Origin of the sequence: Tsukamurella sp. TY48 (assembly GCF_019656655.1) — a bacterium.
Classification (GTDB): Bacteria; Actinomycetota; Actinomycetes; order Mycobacteriales; family Mycobacteriaceae; genus Tsukamurella; species Tsukamurella strandjordii.
Map to the genome: position 1 here is coordinate 1376795 of NZ_BPMV01000001.1, position 18413 is coordinate 1395207.

Genomic DNA, 18413 nt, shown 5'->3' on the forward strand with positions numbered 1-18413 from the left:
CCTGTCGGACCCGACCGATACGGTGGAGGCATGCGCGTCGCCACCTGGAATGTGAACTCGGTCAAGCAGCGGCACGGCCGGCTGCTGGAATGGCTGGACTCGCGGCAGCCCGATGTGGTGTGCCTGCAGGAGCTCAAGCTGACCGACGACGTCTTCGGCACGCTGATCGGGCCCGATCTCACCGAGCGCGGCTACGAGTTCGCCACCGCCGGCCAGCCGCAGTGGAACGGCTCGGCCGTGTTGTCGCGGGTGGGGCTCGACGATGTGGTGGTCGGCATCCCCGGGGCGCCCGCGTTCGACGGCATCGTGGAGGGGCGGGCGATCTCGGCGGTGTGCAACGGGATTCGAGTGCACTCGCTGTACACGCCCAACGGCCGCGAGATCGATTCCGACCACTACCTGTACAAGCTGGAATGGCTGGCGGCGCTGCGGGATCAGGTCGAGGCCGATTCGGTGCCGCAGCTCGTGTGCGGCGATATGAACATCGCACCCACCGACGAGGACGTCTTCGATCCGGCCGCGTTCGTGGGGCACACGCACGTGACCGCGCCCGAACGGGACGCGCTGCGGTCCCTGGAGGCCCTCGGGCTCCGTGACGTGGTGCGCGAGCACTGGCCCACCGAGCAGGTGTTCTCGTACTGGGACTACCGGGCCGGCATGTTCAACAAGAACCTCGGCATGCGGATCGACCTGATCCTCGCGAGCGGCTCGGTCGCCGACCGCACGGCCGCCGCGTGGGTCGACCGACAGGCACGCAAGGGCAAGGGCCCCAGCGACCACGCACCCGTGATCCTGGACCTGGACACCGCTCCCGACGGTGACGTCGGCCCGATGGTGCCGCCACCGTCGGCCGGGCGCGTGTCACCCAGGGGCGCGAAGCTGCCCCAGCAGAAATAGCCTTCCTCCCGCCGCTCGCCGGCATCCGCGGAGTCGATATTCATACCGTGATCGCCCTCGAGTCCGTGAACCACATCGAGCACTACAGCCTCCTCCGGGAGCGCCGCCCCGACGGCCGCTACGGGCGCTCCGGGCCGCAGCACAGCTGGAACAGCACGCTGCCGGTCACGGGCCTGGCGACGTTCCACCTCCAACGCCACAGCGATCACCACACCCACCCCGGCCGGCGGTATCAACTCCTGCGCATCGACGAGCATGCACCCGAACTTCCCGGCGGATATGGTCCACAGCCTTGTGGGCAGTTCCCTAAGCTAGCCTTAGCATTTGAAGTTGCATCAGTCGGCCAACCCTCTCTAATGTCCGGGGCATCGTTTTCGCACCGCTGACGCGTCAGCGAATCCACGCGGATCGATTCGGGAGGCGGGACGGGCGTGAACGAACTCAAACGACGTGACGTGATCAAGGCGGTCGGCATCGTCGGGACCGCCGGTGCCGCCGCCGCACTGGGTGCCGGGCCGGCGCTCGCTGCGCCGGACACGGCGCCGTCGTCGGCGGCGCTGGGCAGTGGCATCGGACCGGATCCGAGGCACCTCTGGGACGCCGAAGGCGATCCCCTGATGGCGGCCGTGCTCGAACGCGGAGACGCCGAGCGGGTCAACCGCGTCCTGGCCGAGTGGACCACCAACGGCCAGCCGATACCCGCCGGGCTCCCCGCCGATGTTCGTGAATTCATCGAGCATGCAAGGAAACTGCCCGACTGGCTCGATCCCGACCGGATGCGCGGGGCCGACAGTTTCTATCAGAAGCGCAGCTTCTATCTGTCCACGATCATCGGCTTCTCGGGCGGGCTGATGATGTCGGTGATCCCGCGGGAATCACGCGCCGTGTATTGGTCCAAGGGCGGCTCGAACATGAAGGTGCGGATCGCCAAGACCTACAAGCTGGTCTACGACTCGATCGCCGTGGGTGCCTACGGGCCCAACGGGAGGATGATCGTGACCGCGGTCAAGACCCGCATGACGCACGGCGCGGTGCGCCATCTGCTGCCGCAATCCCCGCATTGGCGCCGCGTCGCCACCGAGACCAAGCCGATCTCCCAGGCCGACATGATGGTCACCTGGCACAGCCTGGCCACCATGGGCATGCGGGTGATGTCGAACTGGGGAATCCGCCTGCCGGAGGACGAGCGGTCCGGGCTGCTGCACTCGTGGCAGCTGCACGGCCACATGCTCGGCATCGGCGACGCCTACATCCCCGCGACCTGGGATCAGGCCGAGGCCCTGGCGCAGCAGAACCTCGACCCGATCATGGGCCCGACCCGCGAGGGCGTGAAGCTCGCGAACATGCTCGTGGACCTGGGTCGCGACATCGACGGACGCGTCCTGTCCCGCCCGGTCCTCGAGGCCTTCACTCGATACTCCCTGGGCGACAAGCTCACCGACTGGATGGAGCTGCCGCGGCAACCCTTCTGGGAGGGCCTGCTGGCCGCGACGTGGCCGCTCTACGTGGGGATCCGCGAGGGAGCCTTGGAGCGGAACGCGTTGCCGCCGGAGCTCTATCACCAGATGGACGAGCTGGCGAAGTCGCTGGAGCTCGCCTACCTGGGCGAGTTCCGTCCGGTGAACATCACCATCCCGACCACGAACAATCCGAACTACCGCTGATCAGTCCTCGGTACTGAGCACCTCGGCGACGAAACCGGTGACGCGGCGGCGCAATTCGGCGAGGTTCTCCTCACGGATCAGGTCGAGATCGGTGCCCTTGTGGAAGGCCGGCGGAAGCTTCCGGGCATTCGCGGCGCAGCTGAAGTCCTCGCACACCATGACGCCGATCGTGTCTCCCTTGCGGCCGGCCGGCCCGCCCCGCCGGACGGTGAACAGGACCGCCTGGCTGGTGATGTTGACGTCGCGGCACCAGGTGCACATCACCTTCGCCTTGGGCTTACCCTCGGCGCGGGTGAACAGGAGCGTCACCTGGCCCTCCGGCATGGGAACCGAGACGTAGGCGCGGCGCGGCATCTTCCTGTCGTTCCACCCCAGGAACTCGAGCCGGTCGAAGCGGATGTCGTCGAAGTCCTGCGGGAAGGTGACGCGCTTGACCTCGCTCTTGGTGGCGCCACGGAAGGAATCGAGGATCTGCTGCTGAGTGAGTGCGTGCATGGTTGAACCTTTTCTGGAACCCCGGATCACGACGATCGGGGTGAAGAGTGTGTGGGCAGAGCGGCACAGCCGGTCCAGCGGATCGGCTGCGGGGCGTGGTCATCTGCCGTGGCGCACAGCGCCGGACACTCCTCCTCGGTTCACGCCGGCCACTCTACCCGCGACGCCCTTCGAACTTCGACATGATTTCGCGGGCGGCGTCCACGAGAGCCCACAACGGCGTCGACCTTCTACGCGAACCGCGCCGCCAGCCGGTGCCAGGTCTCATCCGGAGCGGCCCCCGTGGGAAAGCGGCCATCGATCTCCAGGATCGCCATGCCGTGCGCCGACGCCCACAGCGCCTGAGCCGCGTGCGCGTCACCGGTCACCTCGAAGAAGGGTGCACCGGACCATTCCTCAAGGCCGTCCGGGAGCGACCTTCGGTCGAGCGGTCCCACCGTGGCCAGGCGATAGAGGTTCGGATTGGCGCGAGCGACCGCCCGATAACGCCGCAAGAGCTCGGCGACATCCGTCGTGGGGCGTAGCGCAGCACCGGATTCCGCGAGTGCGACCGCGACCAGCGCCGTCTTGACGGCGTCCTTGCTGGCGAAGTGCTTGTACAGCGACGGTGCGCGGATCCCGACCTCGTCGGCGAGTGCCCGCATCGTGACAGCGTCCCAGCCCTCGCGTTCCAATAGCCCCCGCGCCGCTGCCACGATCTGCCGCGCGCGTGGGCCGAGCGCACGCAGCGGATCGAGGTCGTCGGGGGTCACCGGCCGATCGTAACCAGCACCCGGTCGCGGAGCGCAGCGTTGGACTCGGCGAATGCATCGCCGACATCGATCGCGGCGCCGGCCACCGGGACCAGCACACCGCGGAACCGCTCCCCCTGCGTGAGCCAGGTGCCCGTCGCGGTGGCCTCCAGTCGGAAGTAGTGCTCGCCGTCCATCAGTCCGGGGATCAGCACCCGCCCCACCCAGCGGAACTCGCGAGCCGGCTCAGCGGCGAGCACCGTCGGCGAGAAGCTCATCGCGCTGCCGTTGTTCACCACCTGCACCTCGTTCAGCCGGTTCCCCACCGCCGGTGTTCCGTCGATCCTTCGGACCATGGGGTTCCAGTCGGGATACGCATCGAAGTCCATCAGTACCCGCCAGACCGTCTCCGGCGGCGCCGCGATCTCGATCGACCGTTCGTCCACCTTCTCGCGGTACATCAACGCGCCGATCAGCGCGATCGTTGCTGCGATTCCCACTGTCCATTTCACGGCGACCTCCGGCTAACGTTGTTAGCATCACGGTAGGCGAACATTGTTAGCCGCGCAAGGCCGAGCGTCTTCGTCGCCACATCGATTGCGATCAGCAGGAGGATTCGAAGGTCTCGACGTTGAGCCACTGCAACAGGCCGGTACCCAGAAGCAGGGCCACCACCACGACGACGCCGATCACCCGCGCCCGCTTCGATCCGTAGACGAGCAGGACGGCCGCGACACCGGACACGATCAGGCACACGCCCATCCAGACGAGGCCGAGGAGCCCGAGGGCGAAGCGACCGCCCGCATCCACTCCCATGCCGCACGTCTCATCGGCCTTGACGAACAACAGCGCCCACGAGCCGTAACCGAGTGCACCGCCGGCGAGAATGATTGCCAGCACGATCAGTGCGCGACCGAACTCGATCACAGTTCCGCGCCACGTCGTCCCGCCACCATCCGCCACGACACGACTTTATCGAAATGAATCAGCGGTTTCGAGTGATGTCCAAGGCGGCTTTCGGGCGGGACAGGAAGTACTCGCGCGACAAGTTGCGCACCCAGGCGCGGCGGGTGCACCCGCACTCGGCCCGCACCGCATCGGCATCGAGACCGAGGTGACGCGCGAGCGCGGCGGCCCGCCGGGCGTGGAAGAACTGCGAGACGAGCAGCACCCGATGCACCCCGAACAGATCGCGGGCACGCCGGCAGGCGAGATAGGTGTCGAGCCCCTCACCATCGGTGAGCAGCGCATCGTCGGGCACGCCACGGGCACGCAACCACCCCGTCATGACCTCGATCTCGTCGCCCGAGGTTCCGTTCGCATTCCCCGAGACCAGGATTCGCTGCACCGCACCCCTCTGGTACAGCCGCAGAGCGGCCTCCAGGCGGCCCTCGACGAACGAGCCGGGGCGGCCGCCGAGGACGGAGGCGCCGAAGGCGATGGCGACCGGCGCGGGCGGCGCATCGTCGGGCGAGAAGAGCGGGCCCGAGCCCGTCAGCCCGGCCACCGCGTCACGGAGCCGGGTGACGTATGCCATATCCCCACCCTACCGAGGGTCGAGTTAGGTGAACCTTCACGCAGGGGCCGGTTTATCCGCAATCTACCGTTGAGTCAGATGCTGGCTCGGTCCGGCGGTACTGACGAGTACCTGCAGGACAGAAAGGTGCACGACAGTGGACACCGACATTTTGGCCGCCGCAACGGCTGAATCCAACGCGCTCACCCTCACGCTGGGCACGATCGGCGCGATCGCCTTCGCGCTCGGCTGGGCGATCTTCTTCCGCGGGGCGCTCCGCATGGTGCGGATCATCGCCAAGGGGCAGCCCGCGCCCGATCGCTGGACGCCGTTCATCCCGCGCGCCGCCGAGGTCGTGGTCGAGTTCCTCGCCCACACCAAGATGATCAAGAACCGCACCGTGGGCATCGCCCACTGGATGGTGATGATCGGCTTCCTCGCCGGTGCCATCCTCTGGTTCGAGGCGCTGCCGCAGACCTTCGACCCCGCCTTCCACTGGCCCGTCATCGGCTCGTGGCCGATCTACCGGTTGATGGACGAGCTGCTCGGCATCGGCACCGTGGTCGGCATCCTGGTGCTGATCATCGTCCGGCAGGTCAAGCACCCGCGTAACCCCGAGCTGTTCTCCCGCTTCGCCGGCAGCAAGTTCCTGCCCGCGTACACGATCGAGGCCATCGTCTTCGTCGAGGGCCTCGGCATGATCCTGGTGAAGTCGAGCAAGATCGCCACCTACGGCGACGCCGACCCGGTCACCGATTTCTTCACCCGGCACGTGGCCACGCTGCTGCCCGCGAGCCCGAACCTGATCACGGTGTTCGCCTTCGCCAAGCTGATGTCCGGCGTGATGTTCCTGCTCCTCGTGGGCAGCAACCTCACCTGGGGCGTCGCGTGGCACCGCTTCTCGGCCTTCTTCAACATCTACTTCAAGCGCGAGCTGGGCAGCCGCCGCGCGCTCGGCGCCGCGAAGCCGATGATGTCGGGCGGCAAGGTCCTGGAGATGGAGACCGCCGATCCCGATAACGACGCCTTCGGCGCGGGCCGGATCGAGGACTTCTCCTGGAAGGGCTGGCTCGACTTCACCACCTGCACCGAGTGCGGCCGCTGCCAGAGCCAGTGCCCCGCCTGGAACACCGGCAAGCCGCTGAGCCCGAAGCTGCTGATCATGGGCCTGCGCGACCACGGCTACGCCAAGGCGCCGTACCTGCTGGCCGGTGGCAGCACCGATATGGGCGGCGACGAGGTGGGCCTGGTCGGCAAGGACGGCGAGGTCCAGACCGACAAGCTGGAGAAGATCCCCGCCGAGGCCCGCGCCGAGGCCGCCCGCCCGCTGGTCGGTCCGGCCGGCGAGGGCGACGACCTCGGCGGCGTCATCGACCCCGAGGTCCTGTGGAGCTGCACCACCTGTGGCGCCTGCGTCGAGCAGTGCCCGGTGGACATCGAGCACGTGGACCACATCGTGGACATGCGCCGCTACCAGGTGCTCATCGAGTCGGAGTTCCCGCACGAGCTGGCGGGCCTGTTCAAGAACCTCGAGAACAAGGGCAACCCCTGGGGCCAGAACTCCAGCCAGCGCACCGCGTGGATCGACGAGATGGACATCGAGATCCCCGTCTTCGGTGAGCACACCGATTCCTTCGACGGCTACGAGTACCTGTTCTGGGTCGGCTGCGCCGGCGCCTACGAGGACCGCGCCAAGAAGACCACCAAGGCCGTCGCCGAGCTGCTCGACGTGGCCGCCGTGAACTTCCTCGTGCTCGGCCAGGGCGAGACCTGCACCGGCGACTCCGCGCGCCGCGCGGGCAACGAGTTCCTGTTCCAGATGCTGGCGCAGCAGAACATCGAGCAACTCAACGAGGTGTTCGACGGTGTGCCGGCCGCGCAGCGCAAGATCGTGGTCACCTGCGCCCACTGCTTCAACGCCCTGGGCAACGAGTACCCGCAGGTGGGTGGCGACTACGAGGTGGTCCACCACACCCAGCTGCTGAACAAGCTGGTGCGCGAGAAGCGCCTGGTGCCCGTGGCGCCCCCGAGCGAGGACGTGACCTACCACGACCCCTGCTACCTGGGCCGTCACAACCAGGTCTACGAGGCCCCGCGTGAGCTGATCGGCGCATCCGGCGCCACCCTCAAGGAGATGCCGCGGCACCTCGAGCGGTCCATGTGCTGTGGCGCCGGTGGCGCGCGCATGTGGATGGAGGAGCAGCTCGGCAAGCGGATCAACATCGACCGCGTCGACGAGGCCCTCAACACGCTGTCCTCGACGCCCGAGGCCACGCCCAAGAAGATCGCCACCGGCTGCCCGTTCTGCCGCGTGATGCTGTCCGACGGCGTGACCGCACAGACCGCCGATTCGGACGCTCCGGCGCCCGAGGTGGTGGACGTGGCGCAGATGCTGCTCGAATCGGTCAAGCGCGGCCTGCCCGAGGGCATCGTCCTCGGCAACCCGAACCGGAAGACCGACGGTGCGCCCGCCGAGGTCGCCACCGAAGCTCCGGCCGAGGTCGAGGCCGCTCCGGCCGCCGCGACGGCCACCGCCACGGCTCCGGCCGAGAAGAAGGACGCGAAGCCCACCGTGGGCCTCGGACTGGCCGGTGGCGGTAAGCGCCCCGGTGCTCCGAAGCCCGGTGGCGCACCCAAGCCGGGCGGCGCCAAGCCCGCAGCCGAGGCTCCGGCAGCGCCCGCGGCTGAGTCCGCGCCTGCGGCTCCGGCCAAGCCCGCCGTGGGACTGGGTCTCGCCGGTGGCGCGAAGCGTCCCGGCGCACCCAAGCCCGGTGGCGCCAAGCCCACCGCCCCGGCCTCCGAGGCCCCCGCGGCCGAGGCTCCGGCAGCGCCCGCGGCTGAGTCCGCGCCTGCGGCTCCGGCCAAGCCGGCCGTGGGCCTGGGACTCGCCGGTGGTGCCAAGCGTCCGGGTGCGAAGAAGCCCGGTGTCCCCAAGCCTCCGACGGCCGCACCCGCGGCTCCGGCGGAGGCGACCGCACCGGCGGAGGCACCCGCTGCCGAGACCGCAGCGCCCGCCGCACCCGCTGAGGACCGGACGCTGAACACGGCGGGCGAGTCCAAGGCCGCCGGCTTCGGCATCGCCGCGGGCGCCAAGCGTCCCGGACCGAAGAAGCCCGGCGCGCCCAAGCCCGCAGCCGCCCCGGCCGCCCCGGCCGCCGAGGCTCCCGCGGCGGAGGCTCCGGCCCCGGCCGAGGCACCCGCCGAGGCTCCCGCTGCTGCGGCCGCTCCGGCGACCGACGCGGCACCCGCTGAGGACCGGACGGTGACCACCGCCGGCGAGTCCAAGGCCGCCGGCTTCGGCATCGCCGCGGGCGCCAAGCGTCCCGGGCTGAAGAAGCTGGGCAGCGAGATCAAGGAGAAGGCCGCGGAGGCGCGGGCCGAGGTGCGCGAGCACATCGAGCACAAGCCCGCCCCGGCCGACGCTCTGGCAGCGTCGGACGCTCCGGCAGCGGCCGAGGCGCCCGAGGCTCCTGCGGCACCGGAATCCGAGGCGGCCCCCGAGGCTCCCGTCGCGGCGCCGAAGGCACCGTCGAGCGACGACCGGAGCCTGGCCACCGAGGGTGAATCGAAGGCGAAGGGCTTCGGCATCGCTGCGGGCGCCAAGCGCCCCGGCGGGCGGAAGTGATCGAACGTCCCCGATTCGCTATCGGTCGTACGGCAGGATGTACGCGTGCCTGAGTACGTGAGCTACGAGGAGTTCGGCCGGCGATTCTTCGAGATCGCCGTGAACGAGGAGCGTGTGGGCTCCGCGTTCGCCGACATCGCCGGTGGCGACTTCACCGTGGGCCCGATCCCGTCGGGCCCCGGTGGGGTCGCGAAGGTGTGGGCGAAGGTCGAGATCGACGAGCCCCAGCTCACGCGCCACGTCGGCGAGCTCATCACCTTCACGGTGAAGATCCCGCTGCGGATCGGCCTGCTGATCGACCTCAAGGTCGACCGCATCCGCTACGACGTGGCCGGCCTCATCACGCTGCCGCTCACCGTCCGCGCCGCGGCGCCGCTGGAGCTGCGCATCGAGGTGGACCCGCCCAAGCCCAAGGACGTGTGGGTCGATGTGGAATCGCACTCCATCCGAGGCTCGATCGTGCGCGTGGTGGCCAGCGTGGACTCCGAGATCCGACGATTCATCGCGCAGTACGTGGCCGAGGAGATCGACAAGCCCGAGGTGAAGAAGGCGCGCATCATCGACGTCTCCGAGGAGCTGGGCCGCGCCTTCCACAATCTGGGCGACGACGACGCCGACTCGGCCTAGCGATCAGTTCGACGGTGCGCCGTCGGCGTCGACGAGGCGCTGGATGGCCGGCCCGTAGGTGGCGATGATCTCCTCGGTCGACGGCGCCGTGAAGATCGGCGACCGCACCAGATAGCGCATGAACGCCAGCCCGAACATGGTGCTGGCCACCACCCGCCCCGTCTCGATGCTCACCCCCGCGTGCTGGGTGAGAATCGGGAGCATCACCGAGGCGATGAATTCACCGAAGGTGTTGGCGGCCTTGTCATCCACGTCGACCGCCGCGCGCAGGACGGCGAGGAAGCTCGCACCGGTCTCCGGGCCCTCCCACACGCCCAGCGCCGCACGTAGGAGGCGCTCGCCCATGCCGTCCCGCGGACCGTCGAGCGCGGCGGTGAAGATCTGTTCCGGATCGACGGGCATGCTCATCACGGCCCGGAACAGGCCCTTCTTGTTGCCGTAGTAGTAGGAGACGAGGGCAACGTCGACCCCGGCGCGGGTGGCGATGGCGCGGATGGTGGCGCGGTCGTAGCCGACCTCGGCGAACAGCTCGCGCGCCGCCTCCAGGATGTCCGCCTTCGCGGTGCTCACACCTGCGCGCCTGCCCGTCGTCATGACCGCGAGCCTACCGTCGCACCGCACTATTTCAACACCTGTTGACTTATCTGGCGAGTCGGTCGTACCCTCGGGTTCAACAGACGTTGAAATACTTGGGAGCCCCATCATGAGCAAGAACCACGCGAAGCTCGCCGCGGTCTTCGCCGGACTGGCGATCGCGATCCCCCTGATCGTGCTGCTGTTCACCGCACCCGCTGCGAAGGGCAAGCCGCACGACCTGCCGATCGGCGTCGTCGGACCGTCCGCCGCCGTCACCCAGGTGTCCGAACGCCTCGACGCCCAGCAGCCGGGCGGCTTCGAGGTGAAGACCTACGCCACCGCCGACGACCTGATCACGGCCACGCAGAACCGCGAGGTGTACGGCGGCGTCGTCCTCGGCGCCCAGCCCCGGGCGATCACCGCCACCGGCGCCTCCCCCGTGGTCGCGCCCATCATCACCCAGCTCGCGAACGCCGCCGCGCAGGGCCGCACCGTCGCGGTGACCGATGTGGCGCCCCCGTCGGCCGACGATCCGCGCGGAGCCGGCTTCGGCTCGATGGTGATGCCGGTGTTCCTCAGCGGCATGGTGCTGGCCCTGGCCACCGTGATGATCGGCGGCCACCCCACGGTGGTGGCCGCGGCCCTGCCGATCGGTGCCGCGGTGGTGGGCGCCGCGGCCGTGGGCGCCGCGATGTGGATCGGCGTGCTGCCCGGCGGTTTCGGGGCGCAGTGGCTGGCCATGAGCGCCGGGATGCTGGCGATCGGGGCCACGGTGGCGGGCCTGGTGCAATTGGCTGGCCCGCGCGGAATCGCCCCCGCGGCTTTGCTTTTCATGCTGATCGGCATGCCGCTCGCCGGGATCGCGGCACCCCCGGAGTTCCTGCCCCACGTGTGGGGCGTGCTCGGCCAGAGCCTGCCGATCGGCGCCACCGGCACCGCCCTGCGCGGCGCGGCCTTCTTCGCACCGGACGCCGTGATCGGCGCCGGAGCGGGAGCCGCGTTCGCAGTGCTCGGCGCCTGGATCGTGGTGGGCTACTGTCTGCTGGTGATCGGTGCGGCCAAGCACCGCGCCGCGACCGCGGCGGCACCGTCGAGCAGCCAACCCGACGAAAAGGATTTGCCGCAGCCTGCGACGATATAGCCCATGAGCCGACCGCATGTGCCCCACATCCGCACCGAACTCAAGCCGCTCGAGCAGTCCGCGAAGCTGCAGAACGTGCTGTACGAGATCCGGGGCCCCGTGGTGGCACAGGCGGCACGGCTGGAGGCGCAGGGGCACCGCATCCTCAAGCTGAACATCGGCAACCCCGCCACCTTCGGTTTCGAGGCTCCGGACTCCATCGTCCGAGACATGATCCACGCCCTGCCCACCTCCCAGGGCTACAGCGAGTCGCAGGGCATCGCCTCGGCCCGGCGGGCCGTGGTGACCCGGTACGAGGAGGTGCCCGACTTCCCGTACTTCGACATCGGCGACGTGTACCTCGGTAACGGCGTCTCCGAGCTGATCACCATGACGATGCAGGCCCTGCTCGACAACGGCGACGAGGTGCTCATCCCCGCGCCGGACTATCCGCTGTGGACCGCGATGACGAGCCTCTCGGGCGGCAAGCCCGTGCACTACCTGTGCGACGAGGACAACGGCTGGAACCCGTCGGTCGAGGACATCGAGGCGAAGATCACGCCGCGCACCAAGGCGATCGTGGTGATCAACCCGAACAACCCCACCGGCGCGGTGTACTCGCGGGAGACGCTGCAGCAGATCGTCGAGGTGGCGCGCAAGCACTCGCTGCTGGTGCTCGCCGACGAGATCTACGACCGGATCCTCTACGACGACGCCGAGCACATCTCGATCGCCGAGCTCGCGCCCGATCTGCTGGTGATGACCTTCAACGGCCTGTCCAAGGCGTACCGGGTGTGCGGCTACCGCGCCGGCTGGGCCGTGCTCACCGGTCCCAAGGAGCACGCCGCCGGATTCATCGAGGGCCTCACACTGCTGTCCTCGACGCGCCTGTGCCCCAACGTGCCCGCGCAGCACGCCATCCAGGTGGCGCTCGGAGGCTACCAGTCGATCAACGATCTGATCCTGCCCGGCGGCCGGCTGCTGGAGCAGCGCGATGTGGCCCACGAGAAGCTCAACGCCATCGATGGTGTGAGTTGCGTCAAGCCGATGGGCGCGCTGTACGCGTTCCCCCGGCTCGATCCGAACGTCCACGAGATCCGCGACGACGAGCAGTTGGCCCTCGATCTGCTCACGCAGGAGAAGATCCTGCTGGTCCAGGGCACGGGCTTCAACTGGCCCACACCGGACCACCTGCGGGTGGTCACCCTCCCGTGGGCCCGCGACCTGTCCGAGGCGCTCGACCGATTCGGCAACTTCCTGAGCTCGTATAAGCAGAAGTAGGGTTGCGGGCGTGACCGACACCGATGAGCACGCCGACCACGACCACGCCGGAGGCGTCCACACCCACTCGCTGAGCAGTATCTCGCTCGGCAAGTGGGCGTCCCGCGTGGTCGTCGGGCTGCTCGCGGTGATCGGTGTGGCGGTGGCGATCGGCGTGATCGTGCTGTGGCCGTCGCAGCTGCGGGTGAGCGTGCCGAACGCCCCGGAATCGCCCACGCTGTACAAGGGCACCGTCGGCGAGCAGGTCCTGGGCGACTGCGATTTCACACCCCGCGGCAACGGCCAGGTGAGCGATGTCGAACCGCATCCGGTGTCCAATCCCAACGGCGGCTGCCTGAACAGCTCGGTGAAGATCTCGAGCGGCCCCGATACCGATAAGTGGACGCAGTTCTCGATCGGGACGATGCGGGTGAGCACCAGCGCGCTGCCCGGCCAGGGCACCCCGTCGGGCAACGGCGGCATCGACACCTCGCGTCCCGCGACCCCGGGCACCGGCCAGCCCGATCTCACGCCCGGAACGAAGATCATGATCGCCCAGAACGGCGGCGGGATGGCGGGGGCTCCGGCGAACTACTCCTTCTACGACTACTCGCGCGGTGTCTCGCTGTGGGTGTGGGGACTGATCTTCGCCGTCGTGATCGTGGCGGTGGCACACTGGCGCGGCTTCCGGGCCCTGGTGGGGCTCGCACTGTCCGGCGTGGTGATCGTGCTGTTCGCGCTGCCCTCGATCCTCGACGGTCACTCGGCGGTGTGGGTGGCGCTGGTGGCCTCGTCGGTGATCCTCTACCTGGTCCTGTACTTGGCGCACGGTGTCTCGTTGCGCACATCCGCGGCACTGTTGGGAACGCTGTGCGCGCTCGCGGTGTGTGCGGCGCTGGCCTGGGCGGCCACGGTGACCACCCGCGTCACGGGCCTGAGCAGCGACGATGCCACCAACCTTCAGGCGCACGCCTCGCAGCTGTCGATCTCGGGTGTGCTGCTCGCCGGCTTCGTGATCGGCGCGCTCGGTGTGCTCAACGATGTGACGATCACGCAGTCATCAGCCACCTTCGAGCTGGCCAAGCTGTCGCCGAAGGCGTCGCGGCGCCGCACCTTCCTGTCGTCCATGCGGGTGGGCCGCGATCACATCGCCTCCACGGTGTACACGCTGGTCTTCGCGTACGTCGGCTCGGCACTGCCGCTGCTGTTGCTATTCTCGATCGCCGGCCGCCCGCTGGGGCAGGTGCTCACCTCGGACTCGGTGTCGGTGGAACTGGTGCGGTCCTTCGTCGGCGGTATCGGGCTGGCGCTGTCGGTGCCGCTGACCACCGCGATCGCGACGCTGCTGGCGAAGCCCACGCGGGCGGCGGTCAGTCCCGAGGCGGCGGAGCGGTACACGCACATCCATCCCGAGGCCGATCCGTCCGAGATCAAGGTCCGGCAGCGGCGCGCGGCGGCAGCGGAGTCGTCGGTGCAGTCCTCGGCGGTTGCGGAGCGCGAGTCCGGCGCCGTCGCGACCGCGACGCGTCCGGAGGCACCATCGCAACCGCCGGCCCCGTCCGTGTCCGCCCCGTCCGTGTCCGCCCCGCCCGCGCCGCGCCCTCCGGTTCGTGAGGCACCGTCGGCAGCGGCGGAGAAGCCGGTGACCGGCCGGATGCCGGTGCAGCGCCCCCGTCCGGCCCGCGCCGCAGCGACCGTCGGAGCCGATTCCCGCGCCCCCCGCGCCCGCAGCCGCGTCCCCCGGCCGCGCCGCCGGTCCCGCCCACGCAGCCGCCGTCCGAGCCCGAGCCGCGCCGGCGCGGCCGGCATGCGGCCCCGGACTGACCGTCAGTCCTGCGGGAAGTTCAGGTACGCCTTCGACGGGGTGGGGCCGCGCTGGCCCTGATACTTCGAGCCCGTCGCCGCGCTGCCGTAGGGGTTCTCGGCGGGGCTCGACAGCCGGAACAGGCACAGCTGGCCGATCTTCATGCCCGGCCACAGCGTGATCGGCAGGTTCGCGACGTTGGACAGTTCCAGCGTGATGTGGCCGGAGAAGCCGGGGTCGATGAAGCCCGCGGTCGAATGCGTGAGCAGGCCGAGGCGGCCGAGGGAGGACTTGCCCTCCAGGCGGCCGGCCAGATCGTCGGGCAGGCTGCACACCTCGAGGGTGGAGCCGAGCACGAACTCGCCGGGGTGCAGCACGAAGGGCTCGCCCGGATCGGGTTCGACGAGGCTGGTGAGCTCGTCCTGCCGCTTCGCGGGGTCGATGTGGGTGTAGCGGGTGTTGTTGAACACCCGGAACAGCCCGTCCAGGCGCACGTCCACGCTGGACGGTTGCACCAGCTGCGGGTCGAAGGGCTCGATGCCGAGGCGGCCGGAGTCCAGCTGGGCACGGATGTCACGGTCGGAGAGCAGCACGGGTTCAGCCTAGGGCAGAGCCGTGCGCGACGGGGCGCGCGGCCCGACCTGGCGCTTCGGGCCGGTGCGGAGTTTCTCGAACTGGCGAACCGTGGTGGATACTGCTGATTCGTGACTGACGCACCCCTCCGTCGCGGACTGACCGCCCGGCACATCCGATTCATCGCGCTGGGCTCCGCCATCGGCACCGGCCTGTTCTACGGTTCGGCGAAGGCGATCCAGGCGGCCGGACCTTCCGTGCTGCTGGCGTACGTGATCGGCGGCCTGGTGATCTACCTGGTGCTACGCGCGCTCGGCGAGATGGCGGTGCGCAACCCGCAGGGCTCGTTCGGCGACTACGCCTCGTCGAGCCTGGGACCGCGGGCCGGATTCATGACGGGCTGGATGTACGTCTTCGAGATGGTCTTCGTGTGCATCGCCGATGTGACCGCCTTCGGCACCTACATGGGGCTGTGGTTCCCGCACGTCCCGAAGTGGATCTGGGTGCTGGCCGTGATTCTGTTCATCGGCGCGCTGAACATGATGCGGGTCAAGGTCTTCGGCGAGGTCGAGTTCTGGCTGACGATGGTGAAGATCACCGCGATCGTGGCCATGATCGCGGGCGGCATCGCAGTGCTGATCTTCGGTTTCGGCATGCACGACACCAGCCAGGGCGTGAGCAATCTGTGGGCGGGCGGTGGCTTCTTCGCCACCGGATTCCTGGGCTTCCTGTCCTGTTTCGTGCTGGTGGTGTTCGCCTTCGGCGGGTCGGAGATCATCGGGCTCACCGCGGCCGAGGCCGAGGATCCCGAGCGCACGATCCCGAAGGCGATCAACACGGTGCCGGTGCGGATCGGCCTGTTCTACGTGCTGGCGCTGGCCGTGATCATGGCGGTGATCCCGTGGAATCAGATCAGCAGCGAATCGAGCCCGTTCGTGCAGATCTTCCAGGCGCTCGGCGTGGAGCCCGCTGCACACGTGCTCAACGTCGTGGTGATCACCGCCGCGATCTCGGCCATCAACAGCGATATCTACGGCGCCGGCCGGATGATGTTCGGCATGGCCCAGCGCGGCCAGGCGCCGAAGATCATGCAGAAGATCTCCCGCAACGGCGTGCCGTGGATGACGGTGGTGATCATGGCCGCGGCGCTGCTGGTGGGTGTGGTGCTCAACGCCGCGATCCCCGAGAACGTCTTCGTGGTGATCGCCTCGATCGCCACCTTCGCCACGGTCTTCGTGTGGCTGATGATCCTGTTCTCCCAGTACCGCCAGCGCACGGGCATGCCCGCCGATGAGCAGGCGGCGCTGAAGTTCCCGGTGCCGCTGTGGCCCTACGGCCAGCTGGTCGCGATCGGTTTCCTGCTGTTCGTGACGGTGCTCATGGCCTTCCAGTCGGACACCCGGATCGCGCTGATCGTGGGGTTCGTGTGGCTCGCTTTCCTCGCCGCGGCGTACGCCGTGTGGGTGGCACCGAAGGCCGCGCTGCGGTCCGGTTCGGAGCGTTAGGCACGCCCCGCGCCCGACGGTGCGCGTGCTAGTCTGGCCCGTACGTACGACATCGCAGCGCGATGCCGTCGCCGCCGATGTAGTTCAATGGCAGAACTCCTGCTTCCCAAGCAGGTAGCGCGGGTTCGATTCCCGTCATCGGCTCCACGAATGACCTGCACGAATGCGGGTCTGCAAACCCAGTACGAGTACCTTGTACAAGTTGTACTGGGAGTAACTGTACGCCGTCTTGCCTGCGGGGATTTTCTTAACATCGAACGCTGTTGCCGTCTTCGCTTGGATTTCGTTCGCGACTTACTGGCCTGTGCTGGCTGTCGCCTCCGCGGAGACAGAGGCGTTTATCGCTTCCTTCGGAAAACCAACTTCGGCACCAATCTCGTTCGTCTGTTCCCAGGTTCGCGTCGTGGTCAGCGTGACTGTGTCTTCGAGATTGCACTCGGACGACCCACTGCTACATACCGCAATCGGTGCTTCTGCAGTTCGCGACCCCTGATAGCTTACCTCTTGGAGGGAATAGTCGTAGTCAGGCCAGCAAGGCTTACCGCCAGAGAGGCGGTTGCCGTAAGAATAGTGCGTGCCCGCTGGGCATGAGTACCACGCTGTAGAGCAGTGATCGAGATCAGGTCAGCTGAAGATTTCTCTGAGTACTTTTCACTGCTCATCTAACCTGGCGGTCAGTATCTCCTCGGCTTCTAGTGATTTGATGCGGGTGAGTTCGGCTTCAATATCGGGGAGGGTGGAGTAGCCGAGGGTGTGGATGACGGCGTAGTAGGTGTCGGTGGGTGCGGTGTCGGTGACGGAGATGATCGCGTAGTTCGGGTCGGGGCTGCCGGTGCGGGTGGCGGTCACCTCGGGGATGTCGGCGAGGGTCGCGAGCTGTTCGTCGGTGCACGGTACATACAGCCACCGCCCCACAGTAAACAGCGGCGGTCCGGGGATTGTCAGCGTCGGTGACAACAAAGCCGCCTGCGCCATCGCAACCGCTATCTTCAGTCTGTTCCAGGTGCGGTAGGCCTGATCCTCTTCTTGCACAGCTGCTTGGTGGAGAGTGTAGAGCTCGATGTACTCTCTGTCGGTGTGCCATTCCTGGAGGGCGTAGCCGAAAACCCGGGCATGCAGATTGACTTCCTCCTCAGCAGTCAATCCCAGCACTGCCGAATCGAGCTCACCCCAAGCGGTCGATACTGTGGCTACCCCCAAGATTTCGGGGATATGGAAGTCGATCCGTCCGGCTTCGGTGCCGCCGATGAAGATATCGAAGGTGGCAGTGCGCTGATTGGGGCCGCGATTGTCGCCGAGACGGTCGGTGGCGACGATCGCGGTTTCATCGAGCCAGGTAAGGAAACCATCACTGTCACCGTCGGTGGTGCGCATCGACCAGCCGGTCGGACTGAGCACCTCTGCTACCACGACATCGTCACCCCGCGCGAGATTCACAGCAACAAGCTCACGCAACAACCCGGCCCACCGGCGAATCTCCGTCGGCACGTTCATCTCCAACGATGATGTCGTCGACGGAATCCGAAACTTCCACTTCATCGAATCAGTCACAATCTCATTGTCCGTCGGACGTCGCTCCGGCTTCCGTCTCCCCCACCGCGCCGCCCACCCGTTCTCCGCCACCGCCGCCGCACCCTGCGCGGATGGGATCCGATTACGCGCACCAACTCCGTGCTTTCATCTCGCTCGCCGAAGCCCAAGGCTGGCAAGTCACCCGCACCAGCAGCGGGCACATCCGCTTCACCCCGCCCGACCCCGCCGCGCAGATTGTCATCGCGCCCGGCACCACCAGCGCCGGGCAAGCCGTGCAGAACCTGCGCGGGGGCCTGCGCCGCGCGGGACTGGTCCTGTAGCCATACTCCGCTTCAGATGCGGGGTATCTGACCTGCGGCTTCCCGGAACTCGCTCCGGGACTATGCTGGATTATCCAGCACTGGATTATCCCGTATCCGCAGGTCAGTCGACTGCGTTGAACCGGGGCAGACTCGTCCGGACTAAACAGGTGCGCTTCCCAAGCAGG

At 68.2% G+C, this 18413-nt stretch carries 17 protein-coding genes, 1 tRNA gene and 1 pseudogene; 11 read left to right on the forward strand and 8 right to left on the reverse strand.

Translation table 11 applies throughout. The features are described from left to right. The first annotated feature begins 30 nt into the window (after positions 1-30). The 3 genes and pseudogenes from TTY48_RS06820 to TTY48_RS06825 all read left to right on the forward strand — a co-directional run bounded on the left by TTY48_RS06820 (position 31) and on the right by TTY48_RS06825 (position 2561). Positions 31-897, forward strand: coding sequence for an exodeoxyribonuclease III (locus tag TTY48_RS06820; protein WP_220656779.1), 867 nt, complete (start codon positions 31-33; stop codon positions 895-897). 56 nt (positions 898-953) lie between these two features. Continuing rightward, positions 954-1178, forward strand: a pseudogene (locus TTY48_RS21255) (alkane 1-monooxygenase); the annotation flags it as partial. 150 nt (positions 1179-1328) lie between these two features. After that, on the forward strand, positions 1329-2561 hold the full coding sequence (locus tag TTY48_RS06825; RefSeq protein ID WP_220656780.1) for an oxygenase MpaB family protein: 1233 nt from the start codon (positions 1329-1331) through the stop codon (positions 2559-2561). On the opposite strand, the gene TTY48_RS06830 is transcribed toward TTY48_RS06825, so the two are convergent. From TTY48_RS06830 to TTY48_RS06850, 5 genes are all read right to left on the reverse strand, one after another. After that, the gene (locus TTY48_RS06830) at positions 2562-3056 is read right to left on the reverse strand and encodes an FBP domain-containing protein (protein ID WP_220656781.1); all 495 of its coding nucleotides are present in this window, start codon (positions 3054-3056) and stop codon (positions 2562-2564) included. 230 nt (positions 3057-3286) lie between these two features. Continuing rightward, positions 3287-3808: a TetR/AcrR family transcriptional regulator gene (locus tag TTY48_RS06835; protein WP_255585546.1), complete on the reverse strand. Its 522-nt coding sequence runs from the start codon at positions 3806-3808 to the stop codon at positions 3287-3289. Next, entirely contained in the window at positions 3805-4287 is a 483-nt protein-coding gene (locus tag TTY48_RS06840) for an SRPBCC domain-containing protein (protein WP_255585547.1), read from the reverse strand. Before TTY48_RS06840 ends, TTY48_RS06835 begins: the two co-directional genes overlap by 4 nt. 103 nt (positions 4288-4390) lie before the next feature. Next, positions 4391-4750, reverse strand: coding sequence for a hypothetical protein (locus TTY48_RS06845; RefSeq protein WP_220656782.1), 360 nt, complete (start codon positions 4748-4750; stop codon positions 4391-4393). A gap of 22 nt (positions 4751-4772) precedes the next feature. Continuing rightward, the gene (locus tag TTY48_RS06850) at positions 4773-5324 is read right to left on the reverse strand and encodes a vancomycin high temperature exclusion protein (protein ID WP_220656783.1); all 552 of its coding nucleotides are present in this window, start codon (positions 5322-5324) and stop codon (positions 4773-4775) included. A 136-nt stretch (positions 5325-5460) separates the two neighbouring features. Between TTY48_RS06850 and TTY48_RS06855 the strand changes: the two genes are divergently transcribed. Beyond that, positions 5461-8928, forward strand: a complete 3468-nt coding sequence (locus TTY48_RS06855) for a (Fe-S)-binding protein (protein ID WP_255585548.1) — start codon at positions 5461-5463, stop codon at positions 8926-8928. Between the two features lie 45 nt (positions 8929-8973). Next, positions 8974-9555: a hypothetical protein gene (locus tag TTY48_RS06860; protein WP_220656784.1), complete on the forward strand. Its 582-nt coding sequence runs from the start codon at positions 8974-8976 to the stop codon at positions 9553-9555. A 3-nt stretch (positions 9556-9558) separates the two neighbouring features. Here the strand turns inward: TTY48_RS06860 and TTY48_RS06865 are convergent, their stop codons facing one another. Continuing rightward, on the reverse strand, positions 9559-10149 hold the full coding sequence (locus TTY48_RS06865; RefSeq protein WP_220656785.1) for a TetR family transcriptional regulator: 591 nt from the start codon (positions 10147-10149) through the stop codon (positions 9559-9561). Positions 10150-10258: 109 nt separating this feature from the next. On the opposite strand from TTY48_RS06865, the gene TTY48_RS06870 reads away from it, so the two are divergent. Genes TTY48_RS06870 through TTY48_RS06880 form a run of 3 tightly spaced genes read left to right on the forward strand, consistent with a single transcriptional unit; the run spans position 10259 to position 14396 of the window. After that, positions 10259-11272 carry an ABC transporter permease gene (locus tag TTY48_RS06870; protein ID WP_220656786.1) on the forward strand — a complete coding sequence of 338 codons (1014 nt, stop codon included), beginning with the start codon at positions 10259-10261 and terminating at the stop codon, positions 11270-11272. A 3-nt stretch (positions 11273-11275) separates the two neighbouring features. Next, on the forward strand, positions 11276-12532 hold the full coding sequence (locus tag TTY48_RS06875; RefSeq protein ID WP_220656787.1) for a pyridoxal phosphate-dependent aminotransferase: 1257 nt from the start codon (positions 11276-11278) through the stop codon (positions 12530-12532). A gap of 10 nt (positions 12533-12542) precedes the next feature. Then, on the forward strand, positions 12543-14396 hold the full coding sequence (locus TTY48_RS06880) for a YibE/F family protein (protein WP_220656788.1): 1854 nt from the start codon (positions 12543-12545) through the stop codon (positions 14394-14396). Here the strand turns inward: TTY48_RS06880 and dcd are convergent. Next, on the reverse strand, positions 14339-14908 hold the full coding sequence (dcd, locus tag TTY48_RS06885) for a dCTP deaminase (protein ID WP_220656789.1): 570 nt from the start codon (positions 14906-14908) through the stop codon (positions 14339-14341). The two genes, TTY48_RS06880 and dcd, sit on opposite strands and share 58 nt — an antisense overlap. A gap of 111 nt (positions 14909-15019) precedes the next feature. On the opposite strand from dcd, the gene TTY48_RS06890 reads away from it, so the two are divergent. Both TTY48_RS06890 and TTY48_RS06895 read left to right on the forward strand, forming a co-directional pair. Next, positions 15020-16393, forward strand: coding sequence for an amino acid permease (locus TTY48_RS06890; RefSeq protein WP_220656790.1), 1374 nt, complete (start codon positions 15020-15022; stop codon positions 16391-16393). A gap of 73 nt (positions 16394-16466) precedes the next feature. After that, positions 16467-16540: transfer RNA gene (locus TTY48_RS06895), tRNA-Gly, on the forward strand. A 504-nt stretch (positions 16541-17044) separates the two neighbouring features. Here the strand turns inward: TTY48_RS06895 and TTY48_RS06900 are convergent. Continuing rightward, a complete protein-coding gene (locus TTY48_RS06900; RefSeq protein WP_220656791.1) occupies positions 17045-17944 on the reverse strand; it encodes a hypothetical protein in 900 nt (299 codons plus the stop codon). A gap of 92 nt (positions 17945-18036) precedes the next feature. Here TTY48_RS06900 and TTY48_RS06905 point away from each other — a divergent pair, with 92 nt between their 5' ends. Next, positions 18037-18246 (forward strand): type II toxin-antitoxin system HicA family toxin, encoded by a 210-nt coding sequence (locus TTY48_RS06905; protein WP_220656792.1) that lies wholly within the window; start codon positions 18037-18039, stop codon positions 18244-18246. Positions 18247-18413 lie beyond the last annotated feature (167 nt).